Source organism: Pseudomonas sp. Irchel s3h14, from assembly GCF_900187425.1.
Classification (GTDB): domain Bacteria; phylum Pseudomonadota; class Gammaproteobacteria; order Pseudomonadales; family Pseudomonadaceae; genus Aquipseudomonas.
Genome location: NZ_FYDJ01000003.1, coordinates 208,903 through 226,646 on the forward strand (window position 1 = coordinate 208,903; position 17,744 = coordinate 226,646).

The following is a 17,744-nucleotide window of genomic DNA, read 5'->3' on the forward strand; positions in this document are numbered from 1 at the left end:
AATGCTGGCAACGCCTGACATTTGTTGTCAGGCTTGCCGCAGTCCTTTTTGCGAGCATGGCCCATGACCCGAATTCCTGAAGCCAACGTGATCCACAGCCGACTGCGTCTGCGCCAACTGCGGCTGATGCTGGCGTTGCAGGAATTCGGCTCATTGCGCCGCGCCGCCGACCACATCGGCATGACCCAACCGGCGGCAACCAAGATGCTGCACGAGGCCGAGGACCTGCTCGGCGTCGAGCTCTTCGAACGCCTGCCTCGGGGCATGCGCTCTACCCCCTTCGGGGAAACCGTCATCTACTACGCGCGCATGGTGTTCGCCGAACTCAGCGGCATGCGTGAAGAACTGGTCGCGCTCGAATCCGGCAACCTTGGCCGGGTCGCGGTCGGTGCGATTCCGGCGCTGGCTTCGGGGCTGTTGACCCGAACCATCGCGACCTTGAAACAAAGCCATCCACGCTTGTCGATGAGCATCCAGGTCGATACCAGCGACGTGCTGGTGCAGGCACTTTTGCAGGATCAACTGGATATCGTATTGGGCCGGATTCCGGCAGGTGCCCGGGCCGAAGAATTGCTCTTCGACAGCCTCGGCGAAGAAGCTTTGTGCGTGATCGCCGGCGCGCAAAATCCACTGGCGCAGGAGACGCAGCTGAGCTGGGCGGAATTGCAAAACATGACCTGGGTGCTGCAACAGCATCCAAGCCCGATGCGCGCGATCATCAATCAGGTGTTCCACAATGCGCGGGTCGACATTCCCAGCAGCATCGTTGAAACCACGTCGATCATGACCTTGCTCTCGTTGGTGCAGCAGACCGACATGCTCGGTGTCACGCCGGTATCGGTGGTGGAGGATTATCCTGGGCGTGATTTGCTGGCGGTTTTGCCGATCAAGTTCGAAGCGCGGTTGCCGCCGTTTGGGCTGATCACTCGGCGTCATCGTATTCAGTCGTCGGCGATGCAGGCGTTCATGAATTCGGTGCGGACCGAGCATGCGCTGGCCAAATAAAAAAGGCCTGGAACTCATGCCCCAGGCCTTGTTTTGTTTCAGGCGTTTTTACGGAATACGAACACCAGACCGATGATGATCAGCAACATGCCAAGCATGCTCAACGCCGCCAGCCGGTTGCCGAAAATCAGGTAGTCCATCACCGCCGTCACCGCCGGCACCAGGTAAAACAGACTGGTGACATTGACCAGGTTGCCCCGGGCGATCAAGCGATACAGCAGCAAGGTTGCCAGCACCGACACCACCAATCCCATCCACAACACCGGCACGATGAAACCGGCGCTGTGTTCGAAATGAAAGGGTTGGAACGGCACGAAGACTCCGCAGAGCAACAGCCCGGCCAGGTACTGCACTGGCAGCGTGCCGAGTGGATTGTCGGTGATGCGCTTCTGCATGATCGAGCCGAACGTCATGCTCGCCAGCGCCAGCAAACCGAAGAGCATACCGGCCAATGACATACCGGCCAGACCAATGCCCTGATAGACCACCATGATCAACCCGGCCAAACCCAGCGTCAGACCAAACATTCTGCTGGCTGAGCGCTGACGCTCCATGATCACCACCGTGAGAATGGGCTGCACGCCCATGATCGTCGCCATCACTCCCGGGGTGACTTTCAGGTCCAGGGCCAGCAGATAGAAAATCTGATAAGCCCCCAGCAACACCACGCCTGTGGCCATCGCATACACCATCGGCTTACCGCCCTTGGGCAGTTTCAGCTTGAGCAATGGCACCAGCAGCACCAATCCGCAGATTGCGATAGCGAAGCGAAACAGCAGAAAGGCAAAGGGTGACGCGTGGGCCAGGCCCCATTTGGAGAAGATCGCCCCGCTGCTCCACAGCAGAACGAACAGGCTCGTGGACACCGCCGCGAGCGCGGTTTTTTTCGAAAGGACAAACATGAATACCACCTGTAGTCAGGCAAAAAGCCAACTCAGCCGAAGCTGAAATTCAGTAGTTTTTTCAGGCGGGCACTTTTTAGACGGGCATGGAAACAGCAGAAAAAAGCTGATCAGCCCGAGAAGCCAACGCCTGGCGGTGATACGACTGCGCACACCGGCGTGCTACTGACAGGTGGAGGGTAATGACTGATCTGCGCAGGCTGCTGATTCCCGCACGGCACGACGCCAGCGTTGACCGCTGAATCGACTACCGCGTTGATGAGGGAAGCTGGCATGGGCTGATCTTTTTTGAAGGGTGGAACGGCGGGTTGGAAAACACCGAGCGCCGACTATAACCAGCGACTGACATGGATTGCAATGGCCAGTAAAAACAGCTCGCTGCAACGCGACCTGTAGCAGCTGGCGAAGCCTGCTGCTACAAAAGAGGGTGTTTCGCTTGATATTTTTCTGTGTTCGGAATCACCCAAACAACCAATACCCCAACAATGTCAGCACCACCACCGCCAACACCGGTCGCAGTACACGGTAGGCCTTGGGATTTCGACGCTTCCATCGTTTGATCACACCGCTGAACTTGTCACTGGAGGTCTTGCTCCAGGCGTAAACCTGGTTAATCCCGCCAACACGTTCATCATCAAGATTCTGCGGTGCAGTGGCGCGACCCAAAAAGCCGCTGATCCCGCGGTTGATGCGGGTCATGAGGCGGTTGCTCAGCGGTCGTTCGATGTCGCAAAAGAGGATGACCCGAGTCTTGTCGGTTTCATTCTTGACCCAATGCACATAGGTTTCGTCGAACATCACGTCTTCGCCATCACGCCAGGCGTAGACCTGACCGTCGACGAAGATCCGGCAATCGTCGGAGTTGGGCGTCGACAGCCCCAAGTGATAACGCAGGGAACCGCCGAACGGATCACGGTGCGGGTTGAGGTGGCTGCCGCCTGGCAGCAACGCGAACATGGCGCCTTTGACGTTGGGAATGCTGCTGAGCAGTGCCACGGTTTTCGGGCACAGGGCTTCGGCCGATGGCAGTGGTTTGTCGTACCACTTGAGGTAAAAGCGCTTCCAGCCTTTCTTGAAGAACGAACCGAAGCCGGCGTCGTTGTTCCTTTCGGCGGCGCGGATGTAACCTTCGTCGAACAAATGCATCGCTTCGTCGCGGATGACTTCCCAGTTGTCCTTGAGCACATCCAGTTCCGGGAACTTGCTGCGGTCAAGATAGGGTTTGGATGGCACGCTGGAGAACAGGTACATCAAGGCGTTATAGGGCGCGAACAAAGCCGAGTGGTTGACGAACTGGCGCAAGACCGGCAAACGCGCCTTGCCGCGCAAATGCACAAAGAGAGTGCTGCCGAGGAACAGCAGCAAAAGCGACGCCTTTGCGGCAAGGGAAACGGTCATCAACAACTCCTTGATAGTAGACAACTTTGCACCACGCCATTTACCCGACGTGGCAGCCGGCCATCATAAACACTACCGGCCTCGGGAAGAACCCGCATAACTCAACATTCAGTGTTAAGGATTACGCAATAAAGCACTTCTTAACATAAGGTTCCTGAACGGGGGCTGACCTGAATCACCCCCTCCCACTGGATCAAAAAATCGAAACGCCTATTGCTGATTCTCCTGCTCGGTAAACAGATCACTGAACAGCATGCTCGACAGGTAGCGTTCACCAGAGTCCGGCAGGATCACCACGATGGTCTTGCCCTGCATTTCCGGGGTTTCCGCCAGGCGGACGGCCACCGCCATGGCGGCGCCGCAGGAAATGCCGCTCAAAATCCCTTCTTCCTGCATCAGACGCAGGGCCATGGCCTTGGATTCCTCATCGCTGACCAACTCAACCCGATCGACCATCGACAGATCAAGATTCTTCGGCACAAAACCGGCACCAATACCCTGGATCTTGTGAGGGCTCGGCTTGATCTCCTCTCCGGCCATTGCCTGGGTGATGACCGGCGACACCACTGGCTCCACCGCCACCGAAATAATCGGCTTGCCCTGAGTATTCTTGATGTACCGCGAAACCCCGGTAATGGTTCCACCCGTTCCGACGCCTGCCACCAGTACGTCGACTGCACCGTCGGTGTCGTTCCAGATTTCCGGACCGGTGGTTTTTTCGTGGATGGCCGGGTTGGCCGGGTTTTCAAACTGCGACGGCATGAAGTAGGTAGCCGGGTCGCCGGCGACAATTTCAGCAGCCTTTTCGATCGCTCCTTTCATGCCTTTGGCCGGTTCGGTCAGTACCAGTTCGGCCCCCAGTGCCTTGAGCACTTTGCGTCGCTCGATACTCATGGACGCCGGCATGGTCAGCATCAGCTTGTAACCGCGAGCCGCAGCGACGAACGCCAGGCCGATACCGGTATTGCCTGAGGTCGGTTCGACGATGGTCATGCCAGGCTTGAGTTTGCCGGTGCTTTCGGCGTCCCAGATCATGTTCGCACCGATCCGGCACTTGACCGAGTAACCGGGGTTACGCCCTTCGATCTTGGCCAGGATGGTCACGCCGCGCGGGGCGATACGGTTGATCTGCACCAGCGGCGTATTGCCGATGGAATGGGCGTTGTCAGCGTAGATACGGCTCATGGCTGGGTCCTTATACAGCGTTAAATAAGCTCTCCAAGGTATGCCTGTTGCCCTTGGTCGTCCAGTCAGTCGAACGTCCGCTTGCCCCAGCAGTCAATCGCTTTATACCGCCAGAGATTTGCCGCCATGAAGCGTCGATACAGTTGGCCCCTATGGACCCTCGCCGGCCTCGTTCTGCTGCTGGTTGCCCTGCACATTGCCCTGCCCTACGTGGTGCGCGATCACCTCAACGAGAGATTGGCGAACATGGGTGACTACCGCGGCCAAATCACCGACGTAGACCTGGCCCTGTGGCGCGGCGCCTACAAAATCAATGGACTGAAAATCGTCAAGGTCAATGGCAAAGTCCCCGTGCCTTTCGTCAACGCGCCATTGATTGACCTTTCCGTCAGCTGGCACTCGCTCTGGTATGACCACGCAGTGGTGGCCGAGGCGCAGTTCGACAAACCCGAGGTGAACTTCGTCGACGGCGGTGCCAACAAGAAAAACTCCCAGACCGGTCAGGGCACCGACTGGCGGGCACAATTGGAAAAATTGCTGCCGATAACCCTGAACGAAGTGCGGATCAACGACGGGCGGGTCACCTTTCGAAACTTCAATTCAAAACCGCCCGTGAACATGAATGCCACCCAGGTCAATGCCAGCATTTACAACCTGACCAACGTGGTCGACACCAAAGGCAAACGCGACGCTCGCTTCGACGGCAAGGCGCTGCTGCTCGGGCACGCCCCACTGGAAACCACCGCCACCTTCGACCCTTTAAGCAACTTTGAAGATTTCGAGTTCCGCCTGCGGGTCAAGGACATCGAACTCAAACGCATGAACGACTTCGCCTCGGCCTATGGCAAGTTCGACTTCAATGCCGGTCACGGTGATGTGGTCATTGAAGCCGAGGCTAAAAAAGCGCAATTAACGGGTTACATCAAACCGCTGCTGAAGGACGTCGACGTGTTCAATTGGCAGCAGGACGTCGAGAACAAGGACAAAGGGATTTTTCGCTCCATCTGGGAAGCACTCGTCGGGGGCACCGAGAATGTGTTGAAGAACCAGCCGAAAAACCAGTTCGCCACTCGCGTCCAGCTAAGAGGCAGTGTGCATCAGCGAGATATCAGCGCATTCGAGGCTTTTTTGCAGATTTTACGCAACGGCTTCATCCAGGCGTTCAATGCCCAGTACGAACGGCCAAAACCGGATGCGGGCTAGGGTTTTCGGGTGACGATGTAGCGACCGGTTTCTTCCGCCGCCCGCGCCGGGTTCGATTGCTGCTGCAAGAAGTCCCAGCCCAGGCAGGCCAGTGCCAGCGATCGCGGAACGGCTTCACGACCACTGCTATAGCGCGTGATGCTGCGGGCACTGACCCCCAACGCTTCGGCCGCCTGATTGAGCGGCAGCCCGGTACGAGCGCGCCAGCCGATGAAGATCCGGGTGTTTTCGTCCGATGCATTTTGTGCAAGCGCATCCAGATAAAGAGTGTCTGCGCCGATCTGGATGTCCAGTTCGGGCCACTCAACGCTCCAGCCTTCATCACCCAGCGTTGCCCCTTCGAAAGCGCCAGCCTCCAGCAATGGCTGCAACCCTGGATAAGCGCGCAAGTCCCGACTCAAATCGAGGTTCAGTTGCTGACCGTCGATAAAGGTCAGCGCCAAGCGGTGATCCGCCAACGCCTGCACGGCCGACAGCCGTGGTCGCTTCATGGGTAACATCGTTTCCAATCCTCCAGCAATTGCACCTGATGGGCCCTGACCCACTCCAGCGCTTCCTTGATAATCAGCGGCGGCGCCTTGCCCACCATCACTTCGACGGTCTCAAGGCTGAGCATGACGTCCAGCCCGCCACCGGTCAGGTGGACATGGGGCGGCGGATGATCCTTCTCGCGCAACTGAATGCGGTACGTATCGCGAAACCGGTATTTAGTAGACATGCCCAGCAAGCTATCGCCAAAATGGCGATAGCTCAATACTGGCTAGCGGCCGAGACTGAGTCAAGATGTGACGCCCCATTCAGAGACTGAATAAGCCGTCTGCGTTCACAGTCGACCGGGCACCGCGTTATAGTCGGGTACTACAATTATTGCGCCCCGCCCTGCCTCGTTCAGGTCGGCGTTACCGTTCGAGGATTAGCAGATGAAGTTCGAAGGCACCCAGGCCTACGTCGCCACCGATGACCTGAAGCTGGCGGTCAACGCCGCCATCACCCTGGAGCGTCCGCTGCTGGTCAAGGGCGAACCGGGCACCGGCAAGACCATGCTCGCCGAGCAACTGGCCGAGTCCTTTGGCGCCAAACTGATCACCTGGCACATCAAATCCACCACCAAGGCGCATCAAGGCCTGTACGAGTACGACGCGGTCAGCCGTCTGCGTGACTCGCAACTGGGCACGGAAAAGGTTCACGACGTCCGCAACTACCTGAAAAAGGGCAAGCTCTGGGAAGCCTTCGAATCCGAAGAGCGGGTGATCCTGCTGATCGACGAAATCGACAAGGCCGACATCGAGTTCCCGAACGACTTGCTGCAAGAACTCGACAAGATGGAGTTCTACGTTTACGAGATCGACGAGACCATCAAGGCCAAGAAACGCCCGATCATCATCATTACCTCCAACAACGAGAAAGAACTGCCGGACGCCTTCCTGCGCCGCTGCTTCTTCCACTACATCGCCTTCCCGGATCGCACCACGATGCAGAGGATCGTCGATGTGCACTACCCGAACATCAAGAAAGACCTGGTCAGCGAAGCGCTGGACGTGTTCTTCGACGTGCGCAAGGTGCCGGGCCTGAAGAAAAAGCCGTCGACCTCCGAACTGGTGGACTGGCTGAAGCTGCTGATGGCCGACAACATCGGCGAAGCGGTGCTGCGCGAGCGCGATCCGACCAAGGCCATTCCGCCGCTGGCCGGCGCTTTGGTGAAGAACGAACAGGACGTGCAGTTGCTTGAACGTCTGGCGTTCATGAGCCGTCGCGGCACTCGCTGATCCCTCTTTTAACAAGATAGAGGGCGATAGCCATGCTGCTTAACCTGTTCAATGAAATGCGCGCAGCCAAAGTACCGGTCTCGGTACGGGAGCTGCTGGACCTGATCAACGCGCTAAAGCAGCGCGTGACCTTCGCCGACATGGACGAGTTTTATTACCTGTCCCGGGCGATTCTGGTGAAGGACGAAAAGCATTTCGACAAGTTCGACCGGGCGTTCGGTGCCTATTTCAACGGCCTGGAAAAACTCGATGATCACCTTCAGGCATTGATCCCGGAAGACTGGTTGCGCAAAGAGTTCGAGCGTTCGCTGACCGACGAAGAGCGGGCGGCGATCCAGTCCCTCGGCGGCCTGGACAAGTTGATCGAGGAGTTCAAGAAACGCCTCGAAGAACAGAAAGAACGTCATGCCGGTGGTAACAAGTGGATCGGCACGGGCGGCACCAGCCCGTTTGGCTCCGGCGGCTTCAACCCGGAAGGCATTCGGGTCGGCGATGCAGGCAAACGCCAGGGCAAAGCGGTCAAGGTCTGGGATCAGCGCGAGTACAAGAACCTCGACGATTCGGTGGAACTGGGCACGCGCAACATCAAGGTCGCCCTGCGGCGGCTGCGCAAATTCGCGCGCCAGGGTGCGGCAGAAGAACTGGACATTGATGGCACCATCGACCACACCGCGCGCGATGCCGGACTGCTGAACATCCAGATGCGTCCGGAGCGACGCAACACCGTGAAGTTGTTGCTGCTGTTCGACATCGGCGGCTCGATGGACGCCCACGTAAAGATCTGCGAAGAGCTGTTCTCGGCCTGCAAGACCGAGTTCAAGCACTTGGAGTACTTCTACTTCCACAACTTCATTTATGAATCGGTGTGGAAGAACAACATGCGCCGCACCTCCGAGCGCACTTCGACCCAGGATCTGCTGCACAAATACGGCGCCGACTACAAAGTGATCTTCATCGGTGACGCCGCCATGGCGCCGTACGAAATCACCCAGGCCGGCGGCAGCGTCGAGCACTGGAACGAAGAAGCGGGTTATGTGTGGATGCAGCGGTTCATGGAGAAGTACAAGAAGGTCATCTGGATCAACCCGTATCCGAAAGATACGTGGGGCTATACGTCTTCGACCAACATCGTGCGGGACTTGATTAACGACCAGATGTACCCGCTGACGTTGCGGGGGTTGGAAGAAGGGATGCGGTTTCTCTCCAAGTAATCTTCGTCGTCTGTCCTGACGCTATCGCGGGCAAGCCTTGCTCCTACAGGTTTCGGTGTTCGTGCGTCATGCATTAACCCTGTAGGAGCAAGGCTTGCCCGCGATGCTGTTAGCGCTCTAAAAACCGGCGTAGATACTCGATTTGTTCCCGATGCGCGACATCCTGCACCACCGGTTTCAATCGCACCGTTACCCCCGGCAAACACTGCGCCAGTCGCGCCAACGCCAACGGCGTCAACGCCCCCAATCGCGGATAGCCACCGATGGTCTGCCGATCATTGAGCAACACAATCGGCTGCCCGTCCGGCGGCACCTGAACCGCACCCAGCGGGATGCCTTCGGAAATCATCGGCTTACCCTGATACTGCAACGCCGTTCCCAGCAAGCGGATGCCCATTCGGTCGGCACGGCTGTCGAGGGTCCAGACGCTGTTGAACGCATCAAACAAACTCTGTCCACTGAACTCGCCGATCTGGGCACCGAGCACCAGGTCCAGCGGCGCGTTGAGTTTGAAATCCGGCACCTGTTCGCGCGCCAATTCCCGCAGCAGGAGCAGTGAACTCCCCGAGTAGCTCAACTGCGCATCTTTGGCCAACGCCCGGCCCATGCCATCCAGCCCGCCGAGTTCCTCACGGACCACCGTTGCGCTACTGCCCAACACCTTTGGCGCATCAAATCCGCCCGGGGCTGCCAAATATGCCCGAGCCCCAAGCAGCGGTTGAGTGAATTGCAACTGCTGGCCTTTGTTCAGCCTGAAACTGCGCCACGGCGCCAACGCCTCGCCATCCACCTGCGCCCCAAGATCTGCCCCGGCCAACGCCAGCACGCAATCCTCTTCGGCAACGACGGCGAACCCGCCGAGGGTGATTTCAATCACCGGTGCATCCAGGCCATTGCCCAGCAACCAATTAGCCCACGACATCGATCGCCAATCCGCCGCCCCACCCTGGGTCACGCCCAGATGCCGCACGCCAAAACGGCCAGCATCCTGCAACAAACACAGCGGCGTACTCGCTTCTATTAATAGACGGCTCATACCTGCGCCTCCAACGGCGTGTCGTCACCGCCCAGATTGATGAATTCGGCATGGCTGACGGCTTCGAAGCGCACCGTGTCGCCTGGTTGCATCAGGCTGTAGCCGTCGCGTTCGCGGTCGAACAATTTGGCCGGGGTGCGGCCGATCAGATTCCAGCCACCGGGGGACACCACCGGGTAAGCGGCGGTTTGGCGTTCGGCGATGCCGACGCTTCCCGCAGCCACTTTTTTACGCGGAGTGTTCAGACGCGGCGCGGCCAGCGCTTCTTCCACCAGCCCCATGAAGGCGAAACCTGGCGCAAAACCCAGGGCGAACACCTGATATTCGCGCTCGCTGTGGCGACGAATCACTTCATCCACGGCCAATCCGCTGAGCTGGGACAACAGGTTCAACTCCGGGCCAACGCTCAAGTCATACCAGACTGGCAGCACATGACATTTGCCGCGGGTGCAGGCGTTGGGCGACAGATCGATCAAGGCCTCGGCGATCAGCTCCCGAGCCTGGGCCGGACTCAACGCGGTCAGATCGTAATGCACCATCAACGTCGTATAGGACGGCACCAGATCGATCAGATGCCCGGCGAACGCAGCACGCAGACTTTCACTGGCTGCGAGCATCCACGGCATGTTCGCTTCGGCAATCTCATCGAACAGGCGCACCATCAGGCAATCCAGCGCCACCACTTCTACCCGCAATTTCATGGCGCGCTCTGCTGATCAAGTGCTTCGCGAATACGCCGCACGGCGGCTACCGAACTGGCATTGTCGCCGTGTACGCAAAGGGTGTTGGCTTGCAGGTGCAAGGCACTGCCATCGCTGGCAGTGAGGTTGCCGCCGCGGGCAATGGTCAGCGCCTGTTCGATGATCGTTTCGGGATCGTGATGCACCGCGCCTGGCAGTTGCCGTGAGACCAGCATTCCCGCGCTGTCGTAAGCGCGATCGGCGAAGGCTTCGAACCACAGGGTCACGCCGTATTCATCGCCCAATTGCTGGGCTGCGCTGTTGTCGCGAGTGGCCATCAACATCAGCGGTAACTGGCGATCATAGGACGCCACGGCCTGAAGCACGGCGCGCAATTGCGCCGGGTTGGCCATCATGTCGTTGTACATCGCGCCGTGTGGCTTGACGTAACTCACCCGCCCGCCCTGAGCCCGGCAAATGCCGTCGAGGGCACCGATCTGGTAATGCACAATGTCCTGAAGTTCCTGGGCGGTGTAGGCCATGGAACGGCGGCCGAAGCCGACCAGATCCTGATACGCCGGATGAGCACCGATCTGAACCCCGTTGCTCAAGGCCAGGCTGACGGTCTTGCGCATGATGCTCGGGTCGCCGGCATGAAAACCGCAGGCGATGTTGGCGCAATCGATGAAGGGCATGACCTCGGCGTCCAGACCCATGGTCCAGTTGCCGAAACTCTCGCCGATGTCGCAGTTCAATAGCAGGCGGCTCACGGTGAACACTCCTTTCAGCTTTATTCTTTTTAGTGCGGGACACTTTTTGTAACGGCAGGCCCGCAGATTATCAGTTGCTGGGCATTAAGTTATTGGGCTTCGAGTTGCTTGCCACGGGTTTCCGGCAGGCTCAGGGCCGCAAGGATTACCACCCCGTAGGACACCGCCGCAAAAGCACCGATTCCCACACTCAATGGCACTTTCTGGCTCATCAAGCCGATCAACAGTGGGAACAACGCCGCCAGCGCCCGGCCGATGTTGTAGCAAAAGCCCTGACCCGAACCGCGAATCCGCGTTGGAAACAGCTCGGTCAAAAACGAGCCCATGCCACTGAAAATCCCCGAGGCGAAGAAGCCCAGAGGAAAGCCCAGCCAGAGCATCACGCCATTGCTGACCTGCAATTGGGTGTAGAGCAGAACGATGGTGAACGAGCCGACCGCGAACAGAATGAAGTTCTTTTTACGCCCGAGGATGTCAGTCAAATACGCGCTGATAACGTAACCGACGTAGGAACCGACGATCACCATCGCCAGATAACCGCCCGTACCGAGTACGCTCAAACCGCGTTCGTTCTTCAGAAAGGTCGGCAACCAGGAAGTGATCGCGTAGTAACCGCCCAGAGCACCGGTGGTCAGCACCGAAGCGCGAATCGTGGTGAAAAGGATGCCGGGGGCAAATATCTCGTAGAATTTTGCCGGGTTGCTGGGTTTTTCCTTAGCCTTGGCTTCGCGATAGATTTCCGGGTCTTTTACCAGTCGGCGGACGAAGATCACAAAGATCGCCGGCACGATGCCAAGGAGGAACAGAGCGCGCCAGGCGTCTTCCGGCGGCAGTACCGAGAACAGCAGCGCATACAAGATCGCCGTCATTCCCCAACCCAATGCCCAGCCGGATTGCACCATGCCAACTGCCTTGCCGCGGTCCTTGGCGCGAATCACTTCACCCATCAGCACTGCGCCGGCGGTCCATTCGCCACCGAAACCGAAGCCCATCAGCGTGCGGCTGATCAGCAGTTGTTCGTAGTTTTGGGCGAAGCCGCAGAGGAAGGTGAAGAAAGCGAACCACAGAACGGTCAGTTGCAGAGTGCGTACGCGACCGATGCGGTCGGACAGAATCCCCGCCACCCAACCGCCGATGGCCGAGGCGATCAAGGTGCTGGTGTGAATCAGCCCGGCCTCGCCGGTGGTGATGCCCCACATCGCAATCAGGGTCGGCACCACGAAGCTGAGCATCTGCGTGTCCATGCCGTCCAGGCCATAGCCGATCTTGCAGCTCCAGAAGGTGCGACGTTCCTGTTGATTGATGTTGCGGTACCAGTCGAAAGGTCCTGGACGAACCGTGGCTTTGGGGATGTCGAGCGTGTCGGGCGCACTCATGGCAAATCTCCGCGCTAATTTTTATTGGTATTGTTCTGAGACCCGACGACGCCTATCGTGGGAACCGGATGGCCTGATTTTTGGGCTGCCGGCCCTGTTACGTCCAACTAATAAAAACCCGCTCTAGACATAAGAAAAAATTGTCCCTATGAACCTGAAGTTTCTCGAGACCTTTGTCTGGGTCGCCCGACTCAAGAGTTTTCGCCTGACGGCAGACAAGCTCTTCACCACCCAGGCGTCGATTTCCAGCCGCATTGCGGTGCTCGAAGGCGAGCTCGGGGTGAAGCTGTTCCTGCGCGATTCACGTGGCGTGAGCCTGACGCCCGAAGGCTTGAAAGTGCTCGAGTACGCCGAGCAAATGATGGACACCATGCAAGCGCTCAAGCAGTCGATCGAAACCCGTTCGAGCAAGGTCGGGCGGGTTCGCATTGGCGTGATGGACACGGTCATCCATACCTGGTTGAGCCCGTTGGTGGCGCAAATGATGGATCACTATCCGCTGGTGGAAATAGAGTTAGTGGCCGATACCGCGCTCAACCTCTGCGATCAGCTGCAAAAAGGCTTTCTCGATCTGATCCTGCAAACCGACCTGTTGCGTCAGGAAAGTGTGCGCAGTCTTGAGCTGGCCAGTCACCCGATGGGCTGGATTGTTGCTACTAATTCGATCTACAACCGCGAGTATTCAGGCATTGCTGACCTGGCGCGGGAACGGATCATTACCTATTCGAAAAACTCCCATCCGCATCAGGAGATTCTCGCCCTGATGCAGGCCAACGGCATCATGACGCCACGGTTGAACTGCGTGAACTCGGTATCGGCGATCACCCGGTTGCTGCGGGACGGTTTCGGTATTGGCGCGCTGCCGCCGGTGCTGGTAGCTGAGGAACTGGCGCGAGGGGAATTGACCTTGCTGGCCATCGATCAGCGGCCACCGAATTTGCAGGTGGTGGTGTCGTGGCGGGTTGGCGTGGAGTGGGTCGAAGAAATCGTGGCGTTGTGTCAGCAAGTCGTGGAGCGCTATGCGCAGAAAGTGGGCGAGCACTACATCGTTTTGAGCAAACCCATGGCAGGGATCTGAAGGACACTCCCCAAGCTTTAAATATGAACTACTATCATTTGCATTATTTTTTCAGGGCGGTATTCTCTGCGCGCTTTCAGCTAACCAACCGTCCAGAAGGATTCGGACTTGATGCGCGCCTACACGCAAAAACAGCAGCAATTGCTCACTCACTGGAGCGATGCCCTCGGCACTGAGGCGATCCAGTCCCACCGCATCATCCTCGATCATTTAAGCAATACGCTGGAGCCCGCCGCCCAGCGCTGTTTCCAACGAAGCATCGTCCTGCACACCCCCGACAGACTGCCCCACAAAATCCAGCTGCCCAGCGGATTGCTCGCTCACCTCAGCACTCAGCTCAACCCGCCAGCCTCACCGCAGGTACTGGAACGTCTGGCCCTGGAACTGGATGACAGCTTCAGCAACGACACCCTGTGCCCGTCGCCTATGCACTGATTGCCAACACCATTTCCATAACCCGGCAGGGCTTCGCGCTCGGCCTCGGCAACAGCGCGGCAAAGGCTGGCGCTCTGCTCGGTGTCACGGTATCCGCTGGGTGCGGTCGTTCAACTCCGCGCCTGACCGCTCGCCCTTATCGCCACACACTTACCACAACTAAAAAAGACCACGTCATGACCCGAACCAAACTCTCCCTGCTGATCTCGCTGCTCAGTACCTTCAGCGCCCAGACCTGGGCCGAGGATACCGAGCAGCAGCCCGGCACCTTGAACCTGCAAGCCACCGTCGTCTCCGCTACTCGCAGCGAAGCGACCATCGCCTCGATTCCAGGTTCGGTCCAGCTGATCGACGAACAGCAGATCCGTGAGCAAAGCGGCGCGGGTCGCCGGGTCGCCGACATCCTCGGGCAATTGGTCCCCGGCCTTGCGCCGTCGAGTGGCGGGATGAGCAACTTCGGTCAGACCCTGCGCGGACGCAACATGCTGGTGTTGATCGACGGCGTATCGCAGAACGCCACGCGCGACAACTTCCGCCAGCTCAACAGCATCGCCCCGGCCAGCATCGAACGCATCGAAGTGATCTCCGGCGCCAGCAGCATCTACGGTGCCGGCGCTTCAGGCGGCATCATCAACATCATCACCAAGCGCAATCAGGGCCAGGACATTGCCTACAGCAGCAAACTGGGCCTGACCAGCGGCAACAACCTCAACCGCAAAGGCTTCGCCTACGAAGCCTTTCAGAGTGCGACCGGGCGCAAGGATGCCCTGGACTGGTACGTCTCCGCCGACCTGACCCAGCGCAACGATCAGTACGATGGCAACGGCAACCGCATCCCTCAGGACACCTCCCAGGGCAGCAACATGGACACCGAAACCTATGACCTGCAAGGTCGTTTCGGTTACGAACTGGATGCCGACAAAAAACTCAGCCTGTCGCTGCAGGACTACAAGGATCAACAGGACACTGGCTACACCAAAGACCCGACAAACCGGCAGCAAGCCGTGGCAGTCAAAGGGCTGAAACTCGACGACCAACCCTATACCCATAACCAGTCGGTCAACCTCAATTACACCGACAAGGACTTCTACGGTCAGGGCCTGCAACTGGAAAGCTACTGGCGTCGCGCCGATGCACTGTTCTTCCCGGACCTGTCGCGGGGCAAGGCCGGGATCTCCGACAACAACAGCGTGCAGGATGTCTACGGCCTGCGCGCGGCCATCGACACGCCGCTGCCGGCCATCGGCAGCGCCACGGGTAACCTGGTCTGGGGCGCCGACTATGATCATGAGCGCTCCCGCCAACGAGGTGATCAATACACGCTCAAGGGCCTGACCTACACCAAGACCGGCACCACCTACGAGCTGGGCCCGGACATCGAAACCACCACCAAATCGCTGTTCGGGCAGATGTCCTGGGACATCGGTGACTGGACCTTGCGTGGCGGTGTGCGCCGTGAATGGATCGAAAGCGACGTCTCCGACAGCATCGCTTATGGTCAGATCGTCCAGACCGGCGTACGCGCAACGCTGCCCGGCGACACTCTCAAATACGATGCCACGCTGTATAACCTGGGGGCGGTCTACCACCTGAGTGAAAACCAGGACGTCTTCGCCAATTACAGCCAGGGGTTTTCGCTGCCGGATATCCAGCGCTTCATGCGTGACGTCAGCAGCACTTTCGACATTCAGAGTCTCAACGCCCAGGCCATCAAGGTCGACAGCTATGAGCTGGGCTGGCGCGGTGACTGGGACCAGTGGCAGGCCGACGTCACCGTGTATGAAAACACCTCGGACGTGACCCAGTTCTACGATGCGACTGATCGGGTATTGCGCCTGATCAACCAGAAAGAACGCGTTCGCGGCATCGAAAACAACCTGACCTACCGCGTGACCGATCAATGGTCGGTGGGTGGCACTTACGCCTGGGCCAAAGGCGAGACCGAGCAGAATGGCAAATGGATAGATCTGCCGGCCACGCGTATCTCACCGGCCAAGACCACGCTGTTCGTCGGCTATACCGAAGACGACTACACCCTGCGTCTGCAAGGCATGCATTTGTCCAGTTACAACGCCGCCGCCAAGGACAATAACGGACGCGACATCGAAGGCTATACGCTGGTGGACCTGCTCGGCTCCGTACAACTGCCGGTCGGTCGTCTTGAAGGCGGGGTGTACAACCTGACCAACCGCACCTACCAGAACCTGTTCACCCAGGCCAATGCCAGAGCGCCGTACGCCAATGCCGAAGGTCGGACATTGAGCATGAGCTACTCGGTCGACTGGTAAAAACAGGAGCCGGCTTGCCAGCGATGCGAACTGCCAGACATACCGTGTCGCAGCAATCGCCGGCAAACCGGCTACAGGCTTAGAGGCCGCGCACATCCCGATCTTCGATCGGCCGGCTCTGGCGCAGGCGTTTGCCGCCCAGCACCACCCAGTCGATCAGACGGAACAGGCATTCAATGCCGAACGACAACAGCAACGCCCCGCTCATGCCCCAGATCATCGCTTCCGGCGTCAGCAGGATCTGGTAGCTGTAGCCATTCCAGGTTTCCTTGCGAATATCCGGATCAGCCGCCAGTGCAACCTGCAGGAAGCGGATGTACCACGGGCCCTGCATGGCCTGGAACTGTTTATCGAGGGCCAGTTGACGGGTCAGCAAGGTGCTCAGGCTGTCGGCATCGCTGCGAAAGATCGGGTCTTCGCTGGCGCGGTAATGGGCCACCAACGCCAGCATGTCACCCTTGAAGAACTGAATCGCCGTGCCCTGAAAACCGCTCAGACCGGTCTGCGCCTCAATCAGATGCGCTTCGACCCGTTTGGCATAATCGCTGATGAACCCTGGCACCTGGACACCGATCAACAGGCCCGCCGCGAACAACACCAGCCGTAGATAACTGAGCAACATGAAGGGAAATCCTTATTCGGTCTTGCCCTGGCTGACGCATTCACCGCGTCGCCAGAGGCTCCATTGGCCCGGTTCGTAGCGGGTCCAGGTTTCGTTTTCGGTCAAGGGTTCGGTGGCGATCACCGTGACCACGTCGTTGGGTGTGGTTTCGGCCTGGAAATCGACGATCACATCGACGTCCTTCAAGCGCGCCGGGCCAAAGGGTGCACGACGAGTGATTTGCGCCAGTTTGGTCGAGCAATAACAGAACAACCAATCGCCATCGCTGAGCAGGCAGTTGAACACGCCTTTGCTGCGGTACTCGGCGCAGGCGGCCACCAGATCTGGCAGCAGTTCTTCGACCTCTACCGGCTCCGGGAACGCGGCGCGCACGCGGTTGAGCAAATCGCAGAACGCCGCTTCGCTGTCGGTATCGCCGACCGGGCGGTAAAAACTCTTGATCGGTTGAAACTCCGCGAGCTGGCCATTGTGGGCGAAACACCAGTTACGCCCCCACAGCTCGCGCACAAACGGATGGGTATTGGACAGGCAGACCTTGCCGACATTGGCCTGACGGATGTGCCCGATCACCACTTCGCTCTTGATCGGATAGCGTTGCACCAGATTCGCGACTTCGGACTCACAGCTCGCCGCCGGGTCCTGAAACAGGCGCAGGCCACGGCCCTCGTAAAAGGCAATGCCCCAGCCGTCACGGTGCGGACCGGTGCGGCCGCCGCGCTGCATCAGCCCGGTGAAGCTGAACACGATATCGGTCGGCACATTGGCGCTCATGCCCAATAACTCACACAT

17 protein-coding genes and 1 pseudogene are annotated in these 17,744 nt (G+C 58.7%); 7 read left to right on the forward strand and 11 right to left on the reverse strand.

The annotated features are described in order from the left end of the window. Positions 1–63: 63 nt before the first annotated feature. Complete coding sequence (locus CKW16_RS07560; protein ID WP_095127884.1) at positions 64–1,005, forward strand: LysR family transcriptional regulator; 942 nt, start codon at positions 64–66, stop codon at positions 1,003–1,005. 38 nt (positions 1,006–1,043) lie between these two features. Here the strand turns inward: CKW16_RS07560 and CKW16_RS07565 are convergent, their stop codons facing one another. The 3 genes from CKW16_RS07565 to cysK all read right to left on the reverse strand — a co-directional run bounded on the left by CKW16_RS07565 (position 1,044) and on the right by cysK (position 4,490). After that, positions 1,044–1,907 (reverse strand): DMT family transporter, encoded by an 864-nt coding sequence (locus CKW16_RS07565; protein WP_095127886.1) that lies wholly within the window; start codon positions 1,905–1,907, stop codon positions 1,044–1,046. A 459-nt stretch (positions 1,908–2,366) separates the two neighbouring features. Next, positions 2,367–3,305: an aspartyl/asparaginyl beta-hydroxylase domain-containing protein gene (locus CKW16_RS07570; RefSeq protein WP_095127888.1), complete on the reverse strand. Its 939-nt coding sequence runs from the start codon at positions 3,303–3,305 to the stop codon at positions 2,367–2,369. A gap of 210 nt (positions 3,306–3,515) precedes the next feature. Beyond that, positions 3,516–4,490, reverse strand: coding sequence for a cysteine synthase A (gene cysK, locus CKW16_RS07575; protein WP_095127890.1), 975 nt, complete (start codon positions 4,488–4,490; stop codon positions 3,516–3,518). A 126-nt stretch (positions 4,491–4,616) separates the two neighbouring features. Between cysK and CKW16_RS07580 the strand changes: the two genes are divergently transcribed. Next, entirely contained in the window at positions 4,617–5,693 is a 1,077-nt protein-coding gene (locus tag CKW16_RS07580) for a DUF748 domain-containing protein (protein WP_095127891.1), read from the forward strand. Here CKW16_RS07580 and CKW16_RS07585 read toward each other — a convergent pair. Both CKW16_RS07585 and CKW16_RS07590 read right to left on the reverse strand, forming a co-directional pair. Then, positions 5,690–6,193, reverse strand: a complete 504-nt coding sequence (locus CKW16_RS07585; RefSeq protein WP_095127892.1) for a DUF2442 domain-containing protein — start codon at positions 6,191–6,193, stop codon at positions 5,690–5,692. The genes CKW16_RS07580 and CKW16_RS07585 overlap by 4 nt on opposite strands. Further along, the gene (locus CKW16_RS07590) at positions 6,181–6,411 is read right to left on the reverse strand and encodes a DUF4160 domain-containing protein (RefSeq protein ID WP_033047627.1); all 231 of its coding nucleotides are present in this window, start codon (positions 6,409–6,411) and stop codon (positions 6,181–6,183) included. The genes CKW16_RS07585 and CKW16_RS07590 overlap by 13 nt, the downstream gene beginning before the upstream one ends. Positions 6,412–6,613: 202 nt before the next feature. On the opposite strand from CKW16_RS07590, the gene CKW16_RS07595 reads away from it, so the two are divergent. Both CKW16_RS07595 and CKW16_RS07600 read left to right on the forward strand, forming a co-directional pair. Continuing rightward, positions 6,614–7,459, forward strand: coding sequence for a MoxR family ATPase (locus CKW16_RS07595; RefSeq protein ID WP_008153159.1), 846 nt, complete (start codon positions 6,614–6,616; stop codon positions 7,457–7,459). Between the two features lie 32 nt (positions 7,460–7,491). Next, positions 7,492–8,670: a VWA domain-containing protein gene (locus CKW16_RS07600; RefSeq protein WP_046046088.1), complete on the forward strand. Its 1,179-nt coding sequence runs from the start codon at positions 7,492–7,494 to the stop codon at positions 8,668–8,670. Positions 8,671–8,779: 109 nt separating this feature from the next. On the opposite strand, the gene CKW16_RS07605 is transcribed toward CKW16_RS07600, so the two are convergent. From CKW16_RS07605 to CKW16_RS07620, 4 genes are all read right to left on the reverse strand, one after another. Continuing rightward, positions 8,780–9,706: a biotin-dependent carboxyltransferase family protein gene (locus CKW16_RS07605; protein ID WP_095127895.1), complete on the reverse strand. Its 927-nt coding sequence runs from the start codon at positions 9,704–9,706 to the stop codon at positions 8,780–8,782. Beyond that, on the reverse strand, positions 9,703–10,407 hold the full coding sequence (locus CKW16_RS07610; RefSeq protein ID WP_095127896.1) for an allophanate hydrolase subunit 1: 705 nt from the start codon (positions 10,405–10,407) through the stop codon (positions 9,703–9,705). The genes CKW16_RS07605 and CKW16_RS07610 overlap by 4 nt, the downstream gene beginning before the upstream one ends. Further along, positions 10,404–11,156: a 5-oxoprolinase subunit PxpA gene (locus tag CKW16_RS07615; protein WP_095127898.1), complete on the reverse strand. Its 753-nt coding sequence runs from the start codon at positions 11,154–11,156 to the stop codon at positions 10,404–10,406. The genes CKW16_RS07610 and CKW16_RS07615 overlap by 4 nt, the downstream gene beginning before the upstream one ends. A gap of 89 nt (positions 11,157–11,245) precedes the next feature. Beyond that, a complete protein-coding gene (locus CKW16_RS07620) occupies positions 11,246–12,532 on the reverse strand; it encodes an MFS transporter (protein ID WP_095127899.1) in 1,287 nt (428 codons plus the stop codon). A 148-nt stretch (positions 12,533–12,680) separates the two neighbouring features. Here CKW16_RS07620 and CKW16_RS07625 point away from each other — a divergent pair, with 148 nt between their 5' ends. From CKW16_RS07625 to CKW16_RS07640, 3 genes and pseudogenes are all read left to right on the forward strand, one after another. Beyond that, positions 12,681–13,610, forward strand: a complete 930-nt coding sequence (locus CKW16_RS07625) for a LysR family transcriptional regulator (RefSeq protein WP_095127900.1) — start codon at positions 12,681–12,683, stop codon at positions 13,608–13,610. 111 nt (positions 13,611–13,721) lie between these two features. Continuing rightward, positions 13,722–14,027 (forward strand): annotated as a pseudogene (locus CKW16_RS07630) (siderophore synthetase); the annotation flags it as partial. 194 nt (positions 14,028–14,221) lie between these two features. Further along, positions 14,222–16,333 (forward strand): TonB-dependent receptor, encoded by a 2,112-nt coding sequence (locus tag CKW16_RS07640; protein ID WP_095127901.1) that lies wholly within the window; start codon positions 14,222–14,224, stop codon positions 16,331–16,333. A 79-nt stretch (positions 16,334–16,412) separates the two neighbouring features. Here CKW16_RS07640 and CKW16_RS07645 read toward each other — a convergent pair whose 3' ends face one another. Next, positions 16,413–16,955 carry a DUF2937 family protein gene (locus CKW16_RS07645; protein WP_095127902.1) on the reverse strand — a complete coding sequence of 181 codons (543 nt, stop codon included), beginning with the start codon at positions 16,953–16,955 and terminating at the stop codon, positions 16,413–16,415. Positions 16,956–16,967: 12 nt separating this feature from the next. After that, positions 16,968–17,744 carry a class II glutamine amidotransferase gene (locus CKW16_RS07650; protein WP_046046095.1) on the reverse strand — a complete coding sequence of 259 codons (777 nt, stop codon included), beginning with the start codon at positions 17,742–17,744 and terminating at the stop codon, positions 16,968–16,970.

Bases quoted from the DNA above. Each gene is read 5' to 3' on its own strand.
- CKW16_RS07620 (WP_095127899.1), bottom strand. From the start codon at position 12,532: ATGAGTGCGCCCGACACGCTCGACATCCCCAAAGCCACGGTTCGTCCA.
- CKW16_RS07570 (WP_095127888.1), bottom strand. From the start codon at position 3,305: ATGACCGTTTCCCTTGCCGCAAAGGCGTCGCTTTTGCTGCTGTTCCTC.
- CKW16_RS07590 (WP_033047627.1), bottom strand. From the start codon at position 6,411: ATGTCTACTAAATACCGGTTTCGCGATACGTACCGCATTCAGTTGCGC.
- CKW16_RS07565 (WP_095127886.1), bottom strand. From the start codon at position 1,907: ATGTTTGTCCTTTCGAAAAAAACCGCGCTCGCGGCGGTGTCCACGAGC.
- CKW16_RS07610 (WP_095127896.1), bottom strand. From the start codon at position 10,407: ATGAAATTGCGGGTAGAAGTGGTGGCGCTGGATTGCCTGATGGTGCGC.
- CKW16_RS07600 (WP_046046088.1), top strand. From the start codon at position 7,492: ATGCTGCTTAACCTGTTCAATGAAATGCGCGCAGCCAAAGTACCGGTC.
- CKW16_RS07580 (WP_095127891.1), top strand. From the start codon at position 4,617: ATGAAGCGTCGATACAGTTGGCCCCTATGGACCCTCGCCGGCCTCGTT.
- CKW16_RS07640 (WP_095127901.1), top strand. From the start codon at position 14,222: ATGACCCGAACCAAACTCTCCCTGCTGATCTCGCTGCTCAGTACCTTC.
- CKW16_RS07585 (WP_095127892.1), bottom strand. From the start codon at position 6,193: ATGTTACCCATGAAGCGACCACGGCTGTCGGCCGTGCAGGCGTTGGCG.
- CKW16_RS07605 (WP_095127895.1), bottom strand. From the start codon at position 9,706: ATGAGCCGTCTATTAATAGAAGCGAGTACGCCGCTGTGTTTGTTGCAG.
- cysK (WP_095127890.1), bottom strand. From the start codon at position 4,490: ATGAGCCGTATCTACGCTGACAACGCCCATTCCATCGGCAATACGCCG.
- CKW16_RS07645 (WP_095127902.1), bottom strand. From the start codon at position 16,955: ATGTTGCTCAGTTATCTACGGCTGGTGTTGTTCGCGGCGGGCCTGTTG.
- CKW16_RS07560 (WP_095127884.1), top strand. From the start codon at position 64: ATGACCCGAATTCCTGAAGCCAACGTGATCCACAGCCGACTGCGTCTG.
- CKW16_RS07625 (WP_095127900.1), top strand. From the start codon at position 12,681: ATGAACCTGAAGTTTCTCGAGACCTTTGTCTGGGTCGCCCGACTCAAG.
- CKW16_RS07650 (WP_046046095.1), bottom strand. From the start codon at position 17,744: ATGTGTGAGTTATTGGGCATGAGCGCCAATGTGCCGACCGATATCGTG.
- CKW16_RS07595 (WP_008153159.1), top strand. From the start codon at position 6,614: ATGAAGTTCGAAGGCACCCAGGCCTACGTCGCCACCGATGACCTGAAG.